At 39.7% G+C, this 21,996-nt stretch carries 20 protein-coding genes, 2 tRNA genes and 1 rRNA gene; 14 read left to right on the forward strand and 9 right to left on the reverse strand.

Translation table 11 applies throughout. The features are described from left to right. The 4 genes from crr to rsgA all read right to left on the reverse strand — a co-directional run bounded on the left by crr (position 1) and on the right by rsgA (position 3,911). Positions 1-501: a PTS glucose transporter subunit IIA gene (gene crr, locus CKV69_RS04635; RefSeq protein ID WP_005716943.1), complete on the reverse strand. Its 501-nt coding sequence runs from the start codon at positions 499-501 to the stop codon at positions 1-3. 58 nt (positions 502-559) lie between these two features. Next, positions 560-2,287: a phosphoenolpyruvate-protein phosphotransferase PtsI gene (gene ptsI, locus CKV69_RS04640; protein ID WP_005722763.1), complete on the reverse strand. Its 1,728-nt coding sequence runs from the start codon at positions 2,285-2,287 to the stop codon at positions 560-562. An 83-nt stretch (positions 2,288-2,370) separates the two neighbouring features. After that, complete coding sequence (gene ptsH, locus CKV69_RS04645; RefSeq protein ID WP_038641876.1) at positions 2,371-2,628, reverse strand: phosphocarrier protein Hpr; 258 nt, start codon at positions 2,626-2,628, stop codon at positions 2,371-2,373. Positions 2,629-2,858: 230 nt separating this feature from the next. Further along, positions 2,859-3,911, reverse strand: a complete 1,053-nt coding sequence (gene rsgA / locus CKV69_RS04650; RefSeq protein ID WP_005756990.1) for a small ribosomal subunit biogenesis GTPase RsgA — start codon at positions 3,909-3,911, stop codon at positions 2,859-2,861. Positions 3,912-3,993: 82 nt separating this feature from the next. Between rsgA and orn the strand changes: the two genes are divergently transcribed. The 9 genes from orn to hflX all read left to right on the forward strand — a co-directional run bounded on the left by orn (position 3,994) and on the right by hflX (position 11,426). Further along, positions 3,994-4,548 (forward strand): oligoribonuclease, encoded by a 555-nt coding sequence (gene orn / locus CKV69_RS04655; RefSeq protein WP_005716958.1) that lies wholly within the window; start codon positions 3,994-3,996, stop codon positions 4,546-4,548. Positions 4,549-4,780: 232 nt separating this feature from the next. Then, a tRNA-Gly gene (locus CKV69_RS04660) sits at positions 4,781-4,856 on the forward strand. Positions 4,857-4,886: 30 nt separating this feature from the next. Next, positions 4,887-4,962 (forward strand) — tRNA-Gly (locus CKV69_RS04665). Between the two features lie 144 nt (positions 4,963-5,106). Further along, positions 5,107-5,604 (forward strand): tRNA (adenosine(37)-N6)-threonylcarbamoyltransferase complex ATPase subunit type 1 TsaE, encoded by a 498-nt coding sequence (tsaE, locus tag CKV69_RS04670; protein ID WP_023430150.1) that lies wholly within the window; start codon positions 5,107-5,109, stop codon positions 5,602-5,604. 4 nt (positions 5,605-5,608) lie between these two features. Further along, on the forward strand, positions 5,609-6,838 hold the full coding sequence (locus CKV69_RS04675; protein WP_014326168.1) for an N-acetylmuramoyl-L-alanine amidase: 1,230 nt from the start codon (positions 5,609-5,611) through the stop codon (positions 6,836-6,838). 5 nt (positions 6,839-6,843) lie between these two features. Continuing rightward, complete coding sequence (gene mutL, locus CKV69_RS04680; protein ID WP_014326169.1) at positions 6,844-8,697, forward strand: DNA mismatch repair endonuclease MutL; 1,854 nt, start codon at positions 6,844-6,846, stop codon at positions 8,695-8,697. A gap of 4 nt (positions 8,698-8,701) precedes the next feature. After that, positions 8,702-9,652 (forward strand): tRNA (adenosine(37)-N6)-dimethylallyltransferase MiaA, encoded by a 951-nt coding sequence (miaA, locus tag CKV69_RS04685; protein ID WP_014326170.1) that lies wholly within the window; start codon positions 8,702-8,704, stop codon positions 9,650-9,652. A 129-nt stretch (positions 9,653-9,781) separates the two neighbouring features. Next, the gene (hfq, locus tag CKV69_RS04690) at positions 9,782-10,072 is read left to right on the forward strand and encodes an RNA chaperone Hfq (RefSeq protein ID WP_005716974.1); all 291 of its coding nucleotides are present in this window, start codon (positions 9,782-9,784) and stop codon (positions 10,070-10,072) included. A 7-nt stretch (positions 10,073-10,079) separates the two neighbouring features. Further along, a complete protein-coding gene (hflX, locus tag CKV69_RS04695; protein WP_014326171.1) occupies positions 10,080-11,426 on the forward strand; it encodes a ribosome rescue GTPase HflX in 1,347 nt (448 codons plus the stop codon). A gap of 48 nt (positions 11,427-11,474) precedes the next feature. Here the strand turns inward: hflX and CKV69_RS04700 are convergent, their stop codons facing one another. The 3 genes from CKV69_RS04700 to CKV69_RS04710 all read right to left on the reverse strand — a co-directional run bounded on the left by CKV69_RS04700 (position 11,475) and on the right by CKV69_RS04710 (position 15,015). Next, the gene (locus CKV69_RS04700) at positions 11,475-12,428 is read right to left on the reverse strand and encodes a sigma-54-dependent transcriptional regulator (RefSeq protein WP_005754353.1); all 954 of its coding nucleotides are present in this window, start codon (positions 12,426-12,428) and stop codon (positions 11,475-11,477) included. 86 nt (positions 12,429-12,514) lie between these two features. Further along, on the reverse strand, positions 12,515-13,591 hold the full coding sequence (locus CKV69_RS04705) for a YcjF family protein (RefSeq protein WP_014326173.1): 1,077 nt from the start codon (positions 13,589-13,591) through the stop codon (positions 12,515-12,517). Between the two features lie 17 nt (positions 13,592-13,608). Next, a complete protein-coding gene (locus CKV69_RS04710) occupies positions 13,609-15,015 on the reverse strand; it encodes a YcjX family GTP-binding protein (RefSeq protein WP_014326174.1) in 1,407 nt (468 codons plus the stop codon). 168 nt (positions 15,016-15,183) lie between these two features. On the opposite strand from CKV69_RS04710, the gene CKV69_RS04715 reads away from it, so the two are divergent. Genes CKV69_RS04715 through CKV69_RS04735 form a run of 5 tightly spaced genes read left to right on the forward strand, consistent with a single transcriptional unit; the run spans position 15,184 to position 20,581 of the window. After that, on the forward strand, positions 15,184-16,875 hold the full coding sequence (locus CKV69_RS04715) for an ABC transporter substrate-binding protein (protein ID WP_014326175.1): 1,692 nt from the start codon (positions 15,184-15,186) through the stop codon (positions 16,873-16,875). Next, positions 16,872-17,837, forward strand: a complete 966-nt coding sequence (locus CKV69_RS04720; RefSeq protein ID WP_014326176.1) for an ABC transporter permease — start codon at positions 16,872-16,874, stop codon at positions 17,835-17,837. The genes CKV69_RS04715 and CKV69_RS04720 overlap by 4 nt, the downstream gene beginning before the upstream one ends. Then, complete coding sequence (locus CKV69_RS04725; protein ID WP_005722791.1) at positions 17,827-18,714, forward strand: ABC transporter permease subunit; 888 nt, start codon at positions 17,827-17,829, stop codon at positions 18,712-18,714. The genes CKV69_RS04720 and CKV69_RS04725 overlap by 11 nt, the downstream gene beginning before the upstream one ends. Positions 18,715-18,721: 7 nt before the next feature. Further along, a complete protein-coding gene (locus tag CKV69_RS04730; RefSeq protein WP_005732177.1) occupies positions 18,722-19,771 on the forward strand; it encodes a peptide ABC transporter ATP-binding protein in 1,050 nt (349 codons plus the stop codon). Positions 19,772-19,783: 12 nt separating this feature from the next. Then, positions 19,784-20,581 carry a peptide ABC transporter ATP-binding protein gene (locus CKV69_RS04735; RefSeq protein ID WP_005722795.1) on the forward strand — a complete coding sequence of 266 codons (798 nt, stop codon included), beginning with the start codon at positions 19,784-19,786 and terminating at the stop codon, positions 20,579-20,581. 2 nt (positions 20,582-20,583) lie between these two features. Here the strand turns inward: CKV69_RS04735 and CKV69_RS04740 are convergent, their stop codons facing one another. Both CKV69_RS04740 and rrf read right to left on the reverse strand, forming a co-directional pair. Beyond that, complete coding sequence (locus CKV69_RS04740; RefSeq protein WP_016504357.1) at positions 20,584-21,366, reverse strand: SDR family NAD(P)-dependent oxidoreductase; 783 nt, start codon at positions 21,364-21,366, stop codon at positions 20,584-20,586. 374 nt (positions 21,367-21,740) lie between these two features. Continuing rightward, positions 21,741-21,856: ribosomal RNA gene (rrf, locus tag CKV69_RS04745) — 5S ribosomal RNA — on the reverse strand. Between the last annotated feature and the right edge of the window lie 140 nt (positions 21,857-21,996).

Consider the following 21,996-nt stretch of genomic DNA (forward strand, 5'->3'; position numbering starts at 1 on the left):
TTATTTTTTCAATACAAGGACAACAGACTCACCCGCAACAACTTCACCAGCTTTTTTATCAATATGACTGATTTCATCCATATTAGAAATCACCACCGGAGTTAGAACAGATTTTGCTTTTGCTTCAAGAAGGGCTAAATCAAATTCAATAACAGTTTCACCGCGTTTCACCGCCTGACCTTCTTGTGCAATACGTTTAAATCCTTCACCTTTTAGCTCAACAGTATCAATACCAAAGTGGACAAATAACTCTACTCCGTCTTTGGATTCCATTGAAAACGCATGGTTAGTTTCAAAAATTTTGCCAATTACGCCATCAACAGGGGCGACCATTTTATTGCCAGTAGGACGAATCGCAATCCCATCCCCTACGATTTTCTCAGAAAAAACAACATCTGGTACATCTTCAATATTCACAATTTCACCAGAAAGCGGAGCAAAAATTTCCACTTCAACAGCTTTTTTGTCTTTTGAACCAAATAATTTGTCAAATAAACCCATTTTAGTCTCCTACTAAGTAAATGTGGTCATATTTTAACGTAAAATTTTCAGCTTGTATCTAATTTAATGCTTTTTCAGCTAAAAAATCTTCAACTAATTGTTCAATTTCTACGGCTGTTGGTTGCTGTAATGCCTTCATTGCTAAGGCTTTTGTATCTTCATAATTCACATTACGGATCAATTTCTTAATACGTGGTACAGAGATAGCACTCATACTAAATTCATCCAAGCCCATACCTAAAAGTAATACCGCGGCTTTTTCATCACCCGCAAGCTCACCACACATGCCGGTCCATTTTCCTTCTGCATGCGAAGCATCAATCACCTGTTTAATTAAACTTAAGACAGAAGGTGACATTGGATTATACAGGTGAGAAATTAATTCATTACCACGGTCAACTGCTAATGTGTATTGTGTTAAATCGTTTGTTCCAATACTAAAGAAATCCACTTCTTTGGCTAAGAATTTGGCATTCACGGCTGCTGACGGTGTTTCTACCATGACACCGATTTGAATACTTTCATCAAATGCCTTGCCTTCATTACGTAATTCTTGTTTCAAGGTTTCAATGACTGACTTCAATTCGCGAATCTCTTCCACCGAAATAATCATTGGGAACATAACCGCTAACTTACCAAAAGCAGATGCGCGTAACACTGCTCTCAATTGTGCATGTAAAATTTCGCGACGGTCTAATGCGATACGAATTGCACGCCACCCTAAGAAGGGGTTCATTTCTTTTGGTAAATTTAAATAAGGAAGCTCTTTATCACCACCAATATCCATGGTACGTAAAATCACGAGGCGACCATTCATCGCTTCAACAACGTCTTTGTAAGCAACAAATTGTTCTTCTTCAGTCGGTAATTGCTCACGATCCATAAATAAGAATTCGGTTCGATACAAGCCTACGCCTTCTGCCCCATTACGATCTGCTCCATCTACATCACGAATCGTACCAATATTGGCAACCACGTCGACACGATGACCATCTAAGGTTAACGCGGGTAAATCTTTTAATTTGGCTAATTCTGCTTTTTCTTCTAAGAGTTTTTGTTGTAAGCCTTTTAAGCGCGTTATTTCATCTTGTGATGGATTAACGTAAACGACGTTATTCACCGCATCTAAAATCAGGTAATCGCCAGTATTCACTTGTGAAGTGACATGATTTGTTCCAACAATCGCCGGTAGCTCTAAAGAACGAGCCATAATAGATGTGTGTGAAGTACGTCCACCGATGTCGGTAATAAAACCTAAGACTTTGTCTAAATTAAGCTGTGCTGTCTCAGAGGGCGTTAAATCATAAGCCACCAAAATCGCTTCTTCGTTGATATCACCTAAATCAACAATATGCATGCCTAAAATATTTTTAATTAAACGATTACCAATATCTCGAATATCGCCGGCACGTTCTCTTAAATATTCATCATCAATTTCAGATAACATCGTGACTTGCTGATCAATAATTTTACTTGCAGCTACACCCGCATTCACTTTATTTGTACGCAAATAATCGATAATTTCTTCTTCCAACTCCTCATCTTCCAAGATCATCAAATGACCTTCAAAAATTGCTGCTTTTTCTTCACCTAAGGTCTTCGCCGCCCGATCGCGAATGGCACTAAGCTGTTCTACTGCCGCATTTCGTCCTTGATAAAAACGTGCAATTTCCGAATCAATCTGAGATTCACTGATTTTTTGCATATCCAGTACAATTTTTTCTTCTTTAAGCACTAAGGCTTTACCAAAAACGATACCTGGTGAAGCTGGAATTCCTGAAATCATATGTAACCTTCTGAACTTTACTAAAATGTGATGATGGAAAAATAAACGCCATAATGTGGACTCACATTATGGCTAACAATCAATTATTCTAAGGTTGGAATAAGTGCGACTAAGTGTTCAACGGCTTTTTGCTCATCTTCGCCCTCTGCCGAAATCGTAATGACCGTACCTTGACTGAGTGCAAGTGTTTGTAATTTAAACAGACTTTTCGCACTCGCGCTTTTTCCCGCAGAAGTAACGGTAATATCAGAGGCAAAGGCTTTCACTTCTTTCACAAATTGTGCCGCAGGACGAGTATGTAATCCATTTGGTGCAATAATTTCAACGTCTTTTGAGTACATGTTTTTTTCCTTCTAAACAAAGAATAATTAACGTGAGAATAAGCGAGGTTATGACTTTCTAGCTTATATTGAGTACATTCCATTTATTTTTGGATAAAAAATAAATCGAGCGGTAGTATCAATCCTTGTTGTTAAATAATCAAGATGGATCCAATAAAAACTTGAGATAGATCACAAAAAAACACTCAAAAAGAGTGTTTTTTAATCCCTTGTTAACATTCAATTAACGACTAGTTTTCACTTGAGAAGTGCCGTTGTGATTTTGTTTCTTCAAGGCTAGCAATTAAGCGATGATAATTGGCAAAACGCACCGAATGAATTTTACCTTGCTCCATCGCTTCACGTAATGCACAACCCGGATCATTCAAATGCTTACAATCGCGGAACTTACAGGTGCCTAAAAAATACTGGAATTCTCGGTAGCCACGCGTAATTTGCTCCTGATCTAAATGCCATAAACCAAACTCACGAATCCCCGGCGAATCAATTAACTGTCCCCCTTGACGTAAATGATATAAACGTGAAGAGGTTGTGGTATGCTGACCCAAGCCTGAATTTTCGCTAATATCGCCAACTTGTGCATTGACTTCAGGCAAAATATGATTGATCAAACTTGACTTACCCACTCCCGATTGCCCGACAAAGATGGAAGTTCCTTCATCAAAAAGTGCGGTCAGTTTTTCCATATTTTCCCCACTCAGCGCAGAAATCATCAGCGTTTGATAACCTATTTGCTGGTAAATACGTAACTGCGCTTCCACTTCAGCCCTTTCCTGATCGCTCAATAAATCCACTTTATTGACCACAATCACCGCGGGGATTTGTGCATTTTCACAAATGACTAAGTAGCGATCGATAATATTTAAAGAGAGGGTCGGCAACACGGAGGAAACAATAATAATGCGATCAATATTAGCCGCGATCACTTTTAAACCATCATAATAATCGGGACGGGCAATTTCATTTTGCCGAGGTTTAATCGCTTCAATGACGCCACTTACACCTTGTAACTGTGCATTGCCTTTACGCCAAATCACACGATCCCCTACTACTAAACTGGATAACGTACGACGCAAATTGCAACGAAAAATCTCGCCTGCGGCGTCTTCAACATCCGCATGAACAGAATAACGCGTCACAACAATGCCATCTTGTGACTCCCCTAACATGTCATCTTGCCAATCAATCTCTTTTTTTTCACGACGTTGATGGCGATGTAAAGTTTTTTCGTTATTAGATTGAATGCGACGTTTTTGATTTTGCGTTAATTTACGTTTACTCAATGACTTATCCTTAAAAGTGCGGTCGTTTTTTATCAGATTTTCCGCTAGAATAGCGACAAAACAATTTACATAGGATAGCACCATGCAGTTGGATAAACAAAATCTGATTTGGATTGATTTAGAAATGACCGGCTTAGACCCTGAAAGTGAACGTATTATTGAGATTGCAACTATTGTGACCGATAAACATCTCAATATTTTGGCAGAAGGACCTGTACTTGCGATTCATCAATCAGATGAATGTTTAGCGAAAATGAACGACTGGTGTATGAAAACCCATACAGAGAACGGCTTAGTTGAACGTGTAAAAAACAGTCGTTTAACTGAACGAGCGGCAGAATTACAAACGCTAGATTTTCTAAAAAAATGGGTACCTAAAGGTGTTTCCCCCATTTGTGGGAATAGTGTTTCGCAAGATAAACGCTTTTTATTCAAATACATGCCTGAGTTAGCCGATTATTTTCACTATCGTCACCTAGATGTCAGTACGTTAAAAGAATTAGCGAGTCGTTGGAAACCTGATGTGTTAAAAGGCTTTACCAAGAAAAACACTCACCTTGCGTTAGATGATATACGTGAATCTATCGCTGAACTGGCTTACTACCGCGAACATTTTATTAATTTGAAAAATGAATAATCTGAAAAAGTGACTTTCAATCAAACGAAAAGTCACTTTTCTTTTTAAGAGCAACATAAAAAGCCTAACTGATGCACTGTTTCATTAGCCAAAGAATACCAAAACGACCGAATAATACAGCGAACTGTCGATTATCCAAGCAATCTCAATTTTTTTCACATTTTACACTTGCACCCTAGCATTTTTTTCGTATAATGTCCGCCTGTCGCTGTTAAACAGTGAAAAATATTATGCGGGAATAGCTCAGTTGGTAGAGCACAACCTTGCCAAGGTTGGGGTCGCGAGTTCGAGCCTCGTTTCCCGCTCCAATATTTCAACAAATCAATACCATATTCTACGCGGGAATAGCTCAGTTGGTAGAGCACAACCTTGCCAAGGTTGGGGTCGCGAGTTCGAGCCTCGTTTCCCGCTCCAAATTTTCTTATCAAATCCAAAATAATCTGTTTTTCTTAACGCGCTTTTTCACCTACAAAATTTGCTTTTAGACTATGTAATCGATGAAAAGTAAGGTACAATTTTGGTTCGTTTTAACCGCCAACTTAGTGATAAAAGACATTCATGACTGACGTTTCCCGCTATTCTCAATTCATCCCAAATGAAACAGCAATGTGCCAATTTGGTCGCCATATTGTTGAGGCAATAAACAATATTCATACCAACAACGCGATTACTGTCTATCTAAACGGCGATTTAGGCGCAGGGAAAACCACTTTAAGTCGTGGTATCATTCAGGCACTAGGTCATCGAGGGAATGTAAAAAGTCCAACTTATACATTAGTTGAGGAATACCATTTACCCACTAAAACTGTCTATCATTTCGACTTATACCGTCTAAGTGATCCCGAGGAACTTGAGTTTATGGGTATTCGAGACTATTTCAATGCAAACTGTCTATGCTTAATTGAGTGGGCTGAAAAAGGACAAGGCATACTGTCGGAAGCGGATTTACTTATCAATATCCAATATGTTGATCATGCGAGAAATCTTGAATTAATCGCGAATTCTCCACAAGGTGAACAAATTATTGCACAACTTAGAAAAATCGAAATCACATAGCACAATGAAAAAATATCGTTTTATTTCACTTTTCTTTGCAACAATACTTTTTATTTCAACACCATTATTCGCAAATAATGTGTGGACCATTGCTATTGACCCTGGACATGGTGGCACCGATCCGGGTGCGATTAGTCGTCAATTAAAAATGTATGAAAAAAATGTGACACTCTCTATTGCGAGAGAGCTCAAGATGCTCCTTGATAAAGATCCACATTTCAAAGGGGTACTCACACGTACTGGTGATTATTTTATTTCGGTCCCGAAACGTTCTGAAATTGCCCGTAAACATAAAGCCAACCTTTTGATTTCGATCCATGCTGACTCAAATTTATCGCCTTTATTACGTGGCGCATCCGTTTGGGTACTTTCGAATCGTCGTGCAAACAGTGAAATGGGACAATGGTTAGAGGATCACGAAAAACGTTCCGAACTGCTCGGCGGCGCCGGCACGGTTTTGGCCTCCCACAATGAAAAGTATTTAGATCAAACCGTCTTAGATCTCCAATTTGGTCACAGTCAACGTGTTGGTTATGAACTCGGTTCTATCGTCTTAAAACGCTTTGCCAAAATTACGACCTTAAATCGAAGTACGCCACAGCATGCCAGCCTTGGCGTGTTACGCTCGCCGGATATTCCTTCTATCTTAGTTGAAACAGGCTTTCTCTCGAACGTCGATGAAGAGAAAAAACTCAGCACTTTGGCTTATCGTAAAAAAGTGGCTTATATGATTTACGAAAGCCTAGTGGAATACCGTAAAAAATCAGTTGCGAATGAGCCAAAAAACAAATCCCCAACAACAGTCGAAAGCAATGCAACACAGACGACGCTCACAGACAGTGGACTACGTCATAAAGTCAAAGCAGGGGAAAATCTTACCGGCGTTGCACGCAAATATGGGGTGAAAGTGAATGATATCTTAGCACTCAATAAATTAAAACGACGCGAATTATGGATTGGTGAAACCTTAAAAATTCCTGCTAGCGGAAAAGCCAGTGAAAAAACCACACCAGCTACAACCAGTAAAGTGACAGAAACAAAAACGAAAGTCGTAAGCAACACAACATCGGAATCAAAAGAGAAACTGCCGAAATACCATACTGTGAAAAAAGGGCAAACACTCTACGCGATTGCCAGAGAGTACCATATTCCACCAAATCAGCTATTAAAATTAAATCCCCATTTAAAAGATGGCAAAGTGTTAACAGGACAAAAAATTAAATTGAGAGATTGATCAGCATGGCAATTAAAGTTCTTTCTCCTCAGCTTGCTAACCAGATCGCCGCGGGCGAAGTCGTTGAACGCCCAGCTTCTGTGGTGAAAGAGTTGGTCGAAAATAGTTTAGATGCAGGCGCAACACGTATTCAAATCGATATTGAAAACGGGGGCAATACTTTAATGCGGATCCGTGATAATGGTATTGGTATTGCAAAAGACGAGCTAAGTCTGGCACTAGCACGTCATGCTACAAGCAAAATTGCCAGTCTAGATGACCTTGATAATATTTTAAGCCTTGGCTTTCGTGGTGAAGCACTCGCCAGTATCAGCTCTGTTTCACGTTTAACACTCACCTCACGTCCAGCAACACAAAATGAAGCATGGCAAGTTTATGCTCAGGGGCGAGAGATGGAAACGACTTTACAACCGGCTTCTCATCCCGTTGGTACGACAGTTGAAGTAGCAAATTTATTTTTTAACACGCCAGCACGCCGTAAATTTCTGCGCACAGATAAAACGGAATTTGCCCATATTGATGAAGTGATTCGCCGTATCGCCTTAGCCAAAATGGCAATTGCGTTTACCTTAACTCATAATGGAAAAATCGTACGCCAGTATCGCAGTGCTCATGATCGCACGCAAAAGTTAAAACGGGTCTCGGCAATTTGTGGGGATGAATTTGTCCAGAATGCGCTCGAAATTGATTGGAAACACGATGATCTACATTTATCTGGTTGGGTTGCTCAGCCAACTTTTTCACGTACACAAAATGATCTAAGTTATTGCTATATTAATGGCAGAATGGTACGAGATAAGATCATTACTCATGCGATTCGCCAAGCCTATGCAGATTTTTTAAGCCCAGAACAATATCCTGCTTTTGTCTTGTTTATTGATTTAAATCCTAACGATGTGGATGTGAATGTCCATCCAACCAAACATGAAGTGCGTTTCCACCAGCAACGTTTAGTGCATGATTTTATTTGTCAAGGAATCAGTAACGCCCTTCATTCTGAACAAGCGAGCTTATATCAAACGAACGAGGCATGTGTCTCCGCAAACTATCAGGTAGAGGAAAGCGCGCAGCATGAATATCGCCCAAGTTATAGCAAGCCGAATCGTGCAGCGGCGGGACAAAATATCTTTGACTCCTCCACCACTACGCTATCAACCGCTTTATTTCAAACGAATAAAAAAAATACGCAAAATAGACCGCACTTTTCGACTAATATCCCTGCTACGCGGATAAGTAAAACAGAACAGGCAGCTTACAGCGCCCTATTATCCAACATTGAAATGGCGACGGTCTTACCTCAAGAGGATGGCGTGTTACTCGAGAGAACCCCCCCCTCTATTCTAAAAGCTCTCGCCTTAGTTGAAAACAAAGCCTTGTTGCTACAACAGCAACAACAATTTTATTTATTATCTTTACAGCAATTACAGCGCTTAAAAATCGAACTGAGTTTACAACGTGACCCCGTATTGCAACAGCCATTACTCATTCCGATTGTATTTCGATTAAATCCACAACAGCTGACTTACTGGCAACAACAAAAAGCTTTCTTTACTCAAATTGGGTTTGAATTTCATGAAAACCTCGGACAGCAACGTATTACGCTAAACCGTGTACCAAGCTGTTTGCGTCAACAAAACTTACAGAAATGTATCATCGTGTTACTCTCGCAGCCTCTTGATACCTTTTCTCATTTCTTAACAACGCTTTGTGACGTGATCGAATTGGAACAAATAACGGTCTATGCCGATGCCGTTACCTTACTCACTGAAACAGAGCAATTGCTTAATCAGAAACAAGCTATCCGATTATCCGAATTATTCATCGAGCTTAATTGGCAAGCTTACTTGGAAAAAATGTAATCACATGCCTTTAACAACACCTACTGCCATTTTCTTAATGGGTCCCACTGCCTCTGGCAAAACAGACTTAGCAATTCAGTTACGTCAGACGCTACCCGTTGAAGTTATCAGTGTCGATTCCGCTTTAATCTATCGTGGTATGGATATTGGAACTGCCAAACCGAGCGCAGAAGAACTCACTTTAGCGCCTCATCGTTTAATTGATATTTGTGATCCTGCTGAAAGTTACTCTGCGGCTAATTTTCGTCAAGATGCACTACGGGAAATGGCCGATATCATTGCAGCTGGCAAAATTCCGCTTTTAGTCGGCGGAACGATGTTGTATTACAAAGCCTTGTTAGAAGGGCTTTCTCCGTTGCCTTCAGCAGATGAAAAAGTGCGGTCAGAAATTGAACAAAAAGCGCAGCTGCAAGGCTGGGCAGCCCTACACCAAGAACTGGCTAAGATCGATCCTCTCGCGGCACAGCGCATTAATCCAAATGATTCGCAGCGTATTAATCGTGCGTTAGAGGTTTTCTATTTAACAGGGAAATCCCTGAGCGAACTGAGCCAGCAAAAAGGGGACAGCCTCCCCTACCAAATCCTGCAATTTGCTATTGCACCAAAAGATCGCAGTATCTTACATGATCGCATTGCGTTACGTTTCCAAAAAATGATCGAACAGGGTTTCCAACAAGAAGTTGAAAAGCTCTATCAACGTGAGGATTTACATTTGGATCTTCCTTCTATGCGCTGTGTAGGCTATCGACAAATGTGGGAATATTTGCGTGGTGATTACGATCACGACGAGATGATTTTCCGTGGTATTTGTGCCACGCGCCAGTTGGCAAAACGTCAAATTACTTGGTTACGAGGTTGGAAATATCCAATTGAATGGCTTGATAGTTTAGCAATCGAAAGTGCTAAACAAACGATTATTCATGCGGTAACGAAGATAAGTCATTCAAACAGTTAAAAAATAATTACGGTTCAGTGATGACAATAAATTAATTTATTGTTATATTGAGATTTGGAGGAAATACAGAATTCTCTGTGTTTAGCTAGTTGTATCATTTTATTTAGATTTAAAAGAAGGAAAGAAAAAATGGCAAAAGGACAATCTTTACAAGATCCTTATTTAAACGCATTACGTCGTGAACGTATCCCTGTTTCCATTTACCTCGTAAATGGGATTAAACTACAAGGTCAGATTGAATCATTTGATCAATTTGTTATTTTATTAAAAAATACAGTTAATCAAATGGTGTACAAACACGCAATTTCAACTGTTGTTCCTGCGCGCTCAGTGTCTCATCACAATAATAGCAATAATTCCAATCAACAGAATTATCAACAAGAGCAACAAACTGACAGCAACGTAGAAAAAGCAGAATAGTTTCAAGTTGAACACATTTATTGCAAGTGCGGTAGATCTTCAGAATGAATCGACCGCACTTTCTTCATTACCTTCACCACATTCTGAATCCCTTTTTGATCGTGCGATCATTGTTCATTGTTTCTTAGCGCAAGATCGCAATGACGATGACTTGTTAGAATTCAAATTATTAGCCAAATCCGCCAACGTTGACATTCTCTCTGTTATCACCAGTACTCGTCATACACCCCAAGCTAAATATTTCGTTGGGCAAGGCAAAGCGGAAGAAATCGCAGAAGCGGTGCAAAATACGCAAGCCGATGTCGTCTTAGTCAACCATGCACTCACCCCTGCACAAACACGTAATTTAGAAAGCCTTTGTCAATGTCGCGTTGTAGATCGCACTGGAGTAATTCTCGATATTTTTGCCCAAAGAGCACGCTCACATGAAGGTAAATTACAAGTTGAATTGGCGCAACTAAAACACTTATCAACTCGTCTTGTTCGCCGAAAAACAGGGCTTGATCAACAAAAAGGAGCGGTAGGACTACGCGGACCGGGTGAAACACAGTTAGAAACTGATCGTCGTTTAATTAAAGTGCGCATTTCTCAGCTTCAAAGCCGTTTGGCAAAAGTGGAAAAGCAACGCCATCAGAATCGCCAAACAAGACAAAAAGCAGATATTCCGACGATTTCCTTAGTTGGTTATACTAATGCGGGAAAATCCACCTTGTTTAATTTAATCACCCAAGCCAATGTGTACGCAGCCGATCAACTGTTTGCGACACTCGACCCCACCTTACGCCGTCTGCAAATTCAAGATGTCGGGACCACGATTTTAGCGGATACAGTAGGCTTTATTCGCCATTTACCTCATGATTTAGTTTCTGCTTTCAAATCAACATTACAAGAAACTACGGAAGCTGCCCTTTTATTACATGTTATTGATTGTGCAGATCCGCGTAAATTAGAGAATATTCACGCAGTTGAAACTGTGTTAAAAGAAATTAATGCAGGTGATATTCCAACCTTATTGGTATATAACAAGATCGATCAAGTAGCTCATATCGAACCACATATTGAATATGATCAAGAACAGCGCCCTATCGCAGTTTACATGTCCGCACAAACAGGCATCGGACTGCCTTTATTATTAGATGCCATCAGTCTATGTTTAAAAAATGAAATTTTGGATTTAGCGCTTACCTTGCCAGTGCATACGGGTAAAATACGCCATGCCTTATACCAACAGGACTGTATTCAGCATGAACAGATTAACGAACAAGGTGAATTCTTATTAGCGATTCGTATTGATAAAGTCGCATGGCTAAAATTATTGAAACAATTTCCAGAACTCGAGACTTTTATATGTTAAAAGTGGCTAAAAACAAAAAAGGACAAATTCACTTTTGTCCTTTTTTGTTTACTTATTAATACCGTATTGCCGCAACTTATTCGCGATTGCGGTATGAGAAACACCCAAACGCGCCGCTAATTTCCGTGTACTGGGATATTGCTCATAAAATTTTCGCAAGACGGTTGCCTCAAATTTACTCATAATTTCTTCTAAAGTTTGGTGACTAAACTGCTCTAACGTTACAGGCATCACGTCCTGCTCAATTAAGTTGAGTCCCGCGATACTTAATTGCCCATCCTCCACTAACGAGCAGGCACGATATAATGCATTATATAATTCACGCACATTACCTGCCCACGGATAATCTTGTAAATATTGAACAAAATGTGCATCAAAGTGCGGTACTGGCATGGCTAATTCTTGACTAATTTGTTGTACAAACAGTTGCACTAAATCCGGTAAATCTTCTTGACGCTCACGTAGTGGTGGCACATTAAGCGTGAGTACATTTAAACGGTGAAATAAGTCACTTCGCATTTTTCCTTTATCCACATAATATTGCAAAGGAACTTGAGAAGTACAGATCACCCGAACATTGGCGTAATGTTCTTTTTCTTCTCCAACGCGGCGGAAGGTACCGTCGTTTAAAAAACGCAATAATTTGGCTTGTAACTCGAGGGACAATTCAGCCACACTATCTAATAATACGGTTCCCCCTTCTGCGTACTCAAAAAAGCCTACATATTCTTTGTCTTGCTCACGGCGACCAAACATTTCACTTTCCGCATCTTGCGCAGGTAAACCAGCACAATTGACCGCAATAAATTTCTTATGATGACGAGGGCTCGCAAGATGGCATAGTTTAGCAATCAGATCTTTGCCTGTCCCCGTTTCACCTTGAATTAATAAGGGTGCGTCACTCATCGCAAATTTCATTGCTTGAGCAACAAGATTCTGCATTTTAGCACTCCGTGCAACAAGCCCAGCAAAAGGCGCCTCCACACTTTCATTCAAGGACATAACATTTCCTCACTCGTAAAAAATGCCTCTATGATAGCACTAAAACTGTAAAGATTAAAGAAACACTGGAAAGATAAATTTACATTTTAAACTTGCTGTTTGACTTTCGTTTTATTGGAACGAAAAAACGTACTTTTTAATTGGCCCAAGAGTTCCTGCTGTATATGATTTAAACGCGGTTTCTCACCAGCTTGAAAAGCTAAAGGGCGGCAAAATTCCATAGCTTTAATCCCTAAACGTGCTGTTAATAAGCCAACACCGATGCCTTGGGCTGCACGCGCCGACAGTTTTGCGGTCAAATCCTGTGACAACCAGTCTAAACCAATATCTTGCACAACTTCTGTCGCACCTGCAAAAGCAAGATTAAGGAGTACCATTTTTAATAAACGTAAGCGGCTCCAATAACCTAGCTCAATCCCATAAATTTGGGCAATTTGATTGACCAAACGAATGTTACGCCAAGACAGAAAAAACATATCGATCACCGCTAATGGGCTGACTGCTACGATAACTGCCGCCTCTAGCGCACTTTTGCTGATCAATTTTTTAATTTGTACATCAAAGGGATGTAGCACGGTCTGACTAAATAAATGCGCCACTTCTTGCGCTGAATATGCGTCATGCAATTGGTTTTGCCATTGTATTAAACCTGGATCTTCTGAAGAGAGCTTAAGCATCTGCGCCATCTCTGTACACAATGCTTTAATCTGCTGATGTTTTTCAGCACAAAAATCTTGCCCTAAATTGACCGCACTTTCTCGCAATATTTGTTGGCTTTTTTGCTGTAATGAAAGTCTTTTTTTCAACTTGACGAGGCGTAGCCACTCTTTACCCAGTGATGAGAGCCCTAATAGCAGCACCAAGCATGTCACTAATGAAAACACAAAGTAAATCCATTGGTTTTGCTGCCAAGTGTCCACTAACCATTGAATTGATTGAGCAATCACTGCAAAACAAAATAAAAGTGCGGTCAGTGCCAAACCTGTTTTCCACCAGCGAGATCGCGGTTGCACAATATGCTCAAAAGTCTGTTCAACAAACCTATCCTCTATCACAGTCTCGTCTTTTTCAATATGCATCTCACCATGAAATTCGCGTTTAGGGGTAAAATCCACAGCCTCATTTTCCGTCTGTGCTTCAGTAAAAAGACGTTTTTCATTCATATGTATACTCTACCTCACTAAAACTTATCACCTAACAGAAACTGTAATACCGAATCCATACGTAAATGCGGTATGTTTTCGCCCGAGGCTAATAACTGCGGCTCAAATTGATCAAATTCAAATGGCTGATGTTGCCAAAAACTGGCTTGCGGTAACTTACTCGGCACAGTTCCCGGATATAAAGTCACACGCTGCCTATCTCTTGAACGCACGCCGCGTAATGCTTTAAAACTTTGCCCATGTTGATTCACGGTCACTTGTTCTGTGGCTCGAATCGCTGCAATGGCGGTATAATCGGTGGTAATACCTTCATATTCCACATAACGCCCTCCTTCTTGGACAAGTTGACGCATCAAGCTCACCAAGTTGGGCAACTGATCGCTTGTAATGTGATCTGCTTTAGTAGCAATAAACATGAGTTTATCAATACGAGGAGAAAATAAACGATTTAATAACGTCCGCTGACCATAATGAAAATTTTTAAATAACTGCTGTAATGCCTCTTGCATATCTAAAAAGGCTTGCTGACTATGATTTAACGGCGTCAAACAATCCGCTAAGATAACTTGCCGGTCAAAAGTCGAAAAATAATCACGATAAAAGGCTTTCACAATATGCTGGCGATAGTGCTCATAACGTTGTGTCAACACGGCAAAATAGCTACCTTGTTTTTTCTCTTGCATTAATTTCTGCCAATCTGCGGCTGAGAGATGCAATAATGGAAAAAACTGTAATGCCGGAGCCCCCTCTAATTCACCAGGCAATACAAAACGACCCGGTTGAATAAAATGGAGCCCTTCTTGTTTACAAGCAAGTAAATAATCAGTATATGTTTTTGCCAATTGTGCCAACACATCTTCGTCTGCACTCGCACTGAGATCTAAACGATTCACCGCAGCTAACCAATCTTTTGCGAGATCCGTACGTTGGTTTTGCGTGATCCGTTGCATTTCTACTGACCACTGCTGATAGTTTAGGCTCAGCAAAGGCAAATCTAATAACCATTCTCCGGGATAATCAAAAATATCGAGATAAAGCGTACCTTTTTCTTTGATATGTCGCCATAATCCCGTATTCCGTTGATAACGAATGGCTAATCGTGTTTCACTCACTCCACGTGTAGAATGAGGCCAAACAGGTGGATCTTGCATCAATCCTTTTACATTCTGTTCATAATCAAAACGAGGAATATTTAGGTTCACTTGAGGCACCCGTTTCACGGCAATGATGGCATGATGGCGTGCGGGTTCAAACAACGGAATGTGTTGATTATCGACACGATTAATGTGCAGTAACTGATTGATAAAACTGGTAATAAATGCGGTCTTTCCACTACGGCTCAGCCCTGTCACAGCCAACCGTAAACGACGATCTAAACCACGATTAATGATTTCACTGACTTCTTTTTGTACATAATTTAACATACTACGTTTCTTTTCTTCCGGTGCGCTATATGTAAATCCAAGATAATAAAAAAACCTGAATTTTTTCTTAATCGGATTTATTCAAGATCAGTCGTAAGCCAAAAAGGATAGCTTATCCCTGCAATATATTTTACAATTCCCCGATAATTTATCACAAATACACCAATTATGTTGATTAGAAAAGTTATCTTTGCCTGTTTTCTCTTTCTCTACTCACATTTTGTTACGGCGGCGCCACGCGTACCCAATGAGCTAACACAAAATGGATTAATTTACTGTACCCACGCCACAGGATTCTCGTTTAATCCACAAACGGCAGATGCGGGGACCAGTATGAACGTGATCACTGAGCAAATTTATAATAAACTTTTTGAAACAAGTGATAACAGTGCAACGGTTATCCCTTCACTGGCGGAATCTTACCGTGTTTCAGATAACGGCACACTGATTACGATTAACTTGCGTAAAGGCGTGAAATTTCATCATACAGAATGGTTCACGCCAACCCGTGACTTTAATGCGGATGATGTCGTCTTCTCCATTAACAGAATGTTAGGCTATAACAGCTATCTACCCACATTAGATGATGAATCTATCCACTACAGCAATCCCCAATACCGTATTTTCCATAAGCAAGCAAAAAAGATCCGCTTTCCTTATTTTGAAAGTATCAAATTAAATCAAAAAATTAAATCAATTAAAGCGATCAATCCCTACCAAGTACAGATAAAATTATTCCAAGCCGATGCGTCGATTTTGTCACACCTTGCTAGCCAATATGCCATTATTTTTTCGCAAGAATATGCATTACAGCTCAATGCAGACGATAACTTAGTACAATTAGACTTGTTACCTGTTGGTACAGGACCTTACAAAGTACAAAACTATTTCCGCAATCAATATGTCAGATTTATACGCAATGAGCATTATTGGAAAAAACCAGCCCAAATCAAAAATATCATTATTGATCTTTCAACCGACCGTACTGGACGCTTAGTGAAATTTCTCAATGGTGAATGTCAAATTGTCTCCTATCCAGAAGTCAGTCAACTCGGGTTATTACAAGACAAAAACGAACATTTTTATGTGGATTTTGTGGAAGGCATGAATTTGTCTTACTTGGCGTTTAATTTCAAAAAACCAGCGATGAAAAGTATGAAACTACGCCGAGCGATTTCTCAAGCCATTGATCGTCACCGTATTGTGCAAACCATTTATCATCATACTGCAACTGTAGCAAATAATATTATTCCTAGTATTTCATGGGCTTCAAAAGTCAATACTCCAGACTTTGCTTACGATTATGCTCCAGAAAAAGCCCGTGCATTTTTACAAGATAAGCAACTACAGTTGACCATGTGGGTGATTAATGAAGAACAAGTCTATAATCCTTCCCCATTAAAAATGGCGGAATTGATCAAACGAGATTTAGCCAATGTTGGTGTGAAAGTGATTGTCCAGCCTGTAACACGTACGTATCTCATTGAACGTTTAAAAGCCCATTCCGAAGATTACGATATGATTTTAGCAGGCTGGCTAGCGGGTAATCTTGACCCTGACAGTTTTATGCGTCCGATTCTCAGTTGTAACACCGTGACAGAAATTACGAATTTTTCTAATTGGTGCGATCCCCTTTTCGATCATTTTATGGATAACGCTCTCAATACGACCAATTTACACTTACGTGCCAGTGAATACAATTTAGCGCAAGAACTTATTTTATCTGAAGTCCCACTCATTCCTATCGCCAATGCGAAACGGATGTTGGTGGTTAGCCCAAATGTGCAAGGCGTGAAAATGAGTCCATTTGGCAGTATTAATTTTGAAAACTTATCTTTACGTAAAGGAGCAAAACCATGATCATTGCTTTATTACGCCAAGTTTTCCTTGTGTTTCTGACATTACTGATTCTGTCTTTGCTCAGTTATATGATTTTAATCCAAGACCCGCTGAATGAAGAACTAATGCAGCCAACTCTCCTACAAGGCTATATCTCGCATATTACTCACTTACTACAAGGGGATTTTGGCATTACGTACAACGGAGGCGATTCACTAAATGCCATTATCCAAACCGTTTTACCGCCTACCCTCGAACTTTGCTTCAGCGCTATTTTACTTGCCGTATTATTTGGCATCCCATTAGGGCTCATGGGTGCAATGAAAAGCCACACTTTTTTAGGGAAGGGAATTCGCACCATGTCTGCTTTAGGTTTATCTATGCCAGTATTTTGGATCGCACCTATTGCACTGTATTTTTCTGCTATTCATAGTTGGGAAATTTCAGCGATCGGGCAATATAACTTACTTTATGCGATTAAACCAATCACTGGCTTTCCTATTATTGATGTCTGGTTTATGGACGAATTTTACCGCACCAAAGTCATTCAGAATGTCCTACAGCATCTTGTCTTACCCACTTTAGTGCTGACAATTTTGCCAACAATGGAGATCACAAGAATTGTGCAGCAACGGGCTGAAGATGTGTTAACGAAAAATTATATCAAGATGGCAATGACTCGGGGCTGGTCACAAAATAAGATCTTACGCAAACATGTTTTACGTAACACACTTCCACTATTAATTCCTCAATCGACACGTTTATTTACACTTGTCCTAACGCAATGTATGTTAGTGGAAAGCACATTTGGCTGGCCTGGTATCGGTCGCTGGTTAATTGATGCCGTTACACAACAAGACTATAATAGTATTTCTGTGGGCGTGATCGTTATTGGCTTATGTATTATCATCGTTGATGTATTATCAGAAAGTTTTGCCTTTATGCTCGATCCATTTAATAAGAAAGGCTGGTATGCAAGATAAAGAACCTGATGAATTTCGCGAAAGTGCTGCAATAAAACATATCTGGCTATTATTTAGACAAGATCGTATCGCGCTATTTAGCTTCTACCTTTTTATTGTTTTTATTTTAACCGCACTTTTTAGTCCGTGGATTGCACCTTACTCTAGCGACATGCAATTTGTCGGTCAAGAACTGCTGCCTCCTTCTTGGACCAACGAAGGAAAAATTTCGTTTTTCTTCGGTACTGATGATATTGGCAGAGATGTTTTTAGTCGTATCATTATCGGTACTAGCTATACACTCGGTGCTTCTCTCGTTGTCGTGTGTTTCACTATCATGATTGGGACATTGCTCGGCATTTGGGCGGGTATTTCACACAGTGTAAAATCAAAAATTTTAGGGCATTTTCTTGATACGTTTCTTTCGATCCCGAGTTTGTTGATTGCTATTATTATTGCCACGCTAATGAAGCCTAGCTTAATTAATGCCATTTTAGCCACAACATTAGCATTATTGCCGTACTTTATTCATGAAATCTATCAAGCCACACAACATGAACTGAAAAAAGAATATGTATTAATGCTTAAACTAGATGGAATTTCGAATAAAGCACTCCTGAAAGAAATCATCTTGCCGAATATTTCAGTACGTTATATTCAGGAAATCGCTCGTGCCTTTGCCATCGCTATTTTAGATATCAGCGCACTCAGTTTTATCTCTTTGGGGGCACAGCGCCCTACGCCAGAATGGGGTGCTATGATCAAAGATTCTTTAGAACTGATTTATCTCGCGCCTTGGACCGTCATTCTCCCCGGCATCGCCATTATTTTAACCATTTTAGTCGTTTTTATTTTCAGCCAAGGGCTGTGTAAAGCGATAGAGAAATATTACGAGTAGGTGAATCATGGCGCTATTAGATATTCGAAACCTGTGTATTGAAATTGAAACATCGCAAGGGCGTATCAAGGTTGTCGATAATGTCAATCTTACCCTTAACGAAGGCGAAATTTGTGGTTTAGTCGGAGAATCAGGTTCAGGAAAAAGCTTAATCGCAAAAGTAATTTGTAATGTGTTTCGTGACTCTTGGATTGTCACCGCCGACCGTTTCCGTTTTGACAACATTGAATTACTAAAATTACCGCCCAAAAAACGACGTAAATTAATTGGGCAAGAAATATCAATGATCTTCCAAGACCCACTGACTTGTTTAGACCCGAGCAAAACGATTGGCAAACAAATCATCCAGAATATCCCCTCATGGACATTTAAAGGTCGTTGGTGGCAGTGGTTTGGTTGGAAAAAACGTCGCGCAATCGAATTATTACACAAAGTAGGCATTAAAGAACACGAGGATATCATGCAAAGTTATCCTGAAGAGATTACCGAAGGTGAAGGACAAAAAGTCATGATCGCCATTGCCGTTGCGAATCAGCCTCGTTTACTCATTGCTGATGAGCCGACTAACTCTGTGGAATCAATCACTAAAGCTCAGATCTTTCGCTTACTCTCAAGTATGAACCAAAATCAAGGCACATCTATTTTACTGACCAGTAACGATATCAAGAGTATCAGTGAATGGTGTGATACATTTTCTGTACTTTACTGTGGACAAAATGCCGAATCTGGACCAAAAGAAGAGATTTTAGAACACCCACATCATCCCTATACACAAGCCTTGTTACATTCGATTCCAGACTTTAGTCAACCATTACCCTTGAAAAGTCGCTTAAATACATTAAAAGGCACCGTTCCTTTATTAGAACAAATGCCAATTGGTTGTCGCCTTGGACCGAGATGCCCCTTTGCACAAAAAAAATGTATTGTAAAACCTACAAGGTATCGTATTAAACAGCATGAATTTTCCTGTCACTACCCTTTAAATTTACGCGAAAAACAATTTAAAGAAAAACAGGTTAGCGCCCCTTTAATACTCCAAAATGCAAAATCAGAATAGAAGGTAAAGAGAATGGCACTATTACAAGTTGAAGATCTGTCAAAATCTTTTACTGATACGATGAGCTTATTTGGCGCCAGCCAATTTAATGCTGTAGAAAGAATTAGTTTTCGTCTTGATAAAAAACAGACACTAGCCATTATTGGTAAAAATGGCTCTGGAAAATCAACGCTTGCCAAAATGATCGTGGGTATTATCCCTCCAACTTCGGGGCGTATTCTCTTTAATGGTCAACCTCTCCTCTTTGGTGATTACCAATATCGGGCAAAACACATCCGCATGATCTTTCAAGATCCTAACACAGCCTTTAATCCACGCTTAAATGTGGGACAAATTTTGGATGCGCCTTTGCGTTTAGTGACACATCTCGATAACCAAGATCGTAACCAAAAAATCTTCAATACACTCAAATTAGTAGGGCTGTATCCAGATCATGCGAATGTTAAAATCAACACGATGTCAGCCAGTCAGAAACAACGTGTTGCGTTAGCGAGGGCCTTAATTTTAGATCCGCAAATCATTATCGCAGATGATGCACTAGGCTCACTAGATGCCACGGTAAAAACCCAACTCACTAACTTGATGTTACATTTACAAGATAAGTTGGGTATTTCCTATATTTATGTTGGTCAACATTTAGGTATCATCAAACATATGGCGGATAATGTCTTAGTAATGGACGAAGGCAAAATGATTGAATATGGACAGACCAAATCACTCTTTACTCATCCACAAACGGAAGTCACAAAACGTCTAGTCGAAAGCCATTTTGGACGCTTATTAGATGAAGGTTCTTGGGCTACAAAATAGCGCTACTTCTCTTTCTTTAAATGCTGAATACGACTTACAAGTGCAATAACAAAAGTTCGTGGTAAAAAACGGTGACTATAAACCATCAATTTATTCCAGACACCCGGAATAATCAATTTCTTATGTGCTAAATGCTTTTCAGTATATCGAGCAACTGTCTCCGCGGTCTGAAACGTCAACATATCAAAGAGCGTCGCGTTTTCTGTGCGTGTCGCCGTTTTAACAAAATTGGTCAATGTAGGACCCGGTGCTAAAATGGACACCTTTATTCCCGTGTGTCTTAATTCATAACTTAGTCCTTGACTAAATGACGTAACAAAGGCTTTAGTTGCATAATATACCGACATTTGAGGACCACCCGGCATTTCACCCGCAACAGAAGAAACATTAAGAATGTGCCCTTGATTCATTTTCATCATATCTTGTAAATACAGTTTGCTGAGTATCATTAAAGACTGAATATTCAAGTTCACCATCGCGATTTCATCTTCTAATGTAGTCTGAGTAAAATCCCCTAATAATCCTACTCCTGCATTATTAATTAATGTATGAATAAACCATCCTCGTTGTTGTGTAAAAGTATATACATTTCGCGTCTCTTCTAAACAAGACAAATCTGCTTGGATAATCTCAATGTTTCCCACATATTGTTGCTGCAATGCAACTAAAGGCGCTAAAGTCCTTGCCACTAAAATTAATTTATTGCCTTTTTGAGCATATGTTTTAGCAAGCTGATAACCAATTCCTGAGCTTGCACCAGTAATTAAAATATAACCATTATTCATTTCATGTTCCAACATAACGCTGCCAAATACAGTTTTTCTATTTTAACTGAAAAAACGAAAAGAAATGTAATGTCATACTCTTTATTGTGAGAAATAATGTGACTTACGTTTTGTCATTCAGAAAGTAATTTGAGATTTATGAATAAAGCAAAAAGCGACGACTCCCCCAAACAACCTGCCTAATTGCCTCTTGACTGCTCATTAATTGCTGTTTCTTAATTGCTTCTTAATTACTGTATTACTGCTTAGTCCTGCTTGATTTTTGGGTAATGACTATACTTCTTGTTATGCGAATGACACTCTCCCCATATCCCCACTCTCTCCAAACACAAAAAAACCTCAAGTATCTCTACTTGAGGTTTCTTCTCATTCAGACCTGGCGGTGTCCTACTCTCACATGGGGAAGCCCCACACTACCATCGGCGTTACAGCGTTTCACTTCTAAGTTCGGCATGGAGTTAGGTGGGTCCACTGCACTATCGCCGCCAAGATATTCGGTTGATGTCTTCTCTATTCTTCTGTTCTTCCTTCGTGCTTTCTTCACTCTCGCACTTTAATCAAAAACAAGCTGTCTAAAGTAATTTTCTCTTCTTCGTCTTCGTCTAACATCTCACTCAACACCCAAAAACA

Origin of the sequence: Pasteurella multocida, assembly GCF_900187275.1 — a bacterium.
Taxonomy (GTDB): Bacteria; Pseudomonadota; Gammaproteobacteria; order Enterobacterales; family Pasteurellaceae; genus Pasteurella; species Pasteurella multocida.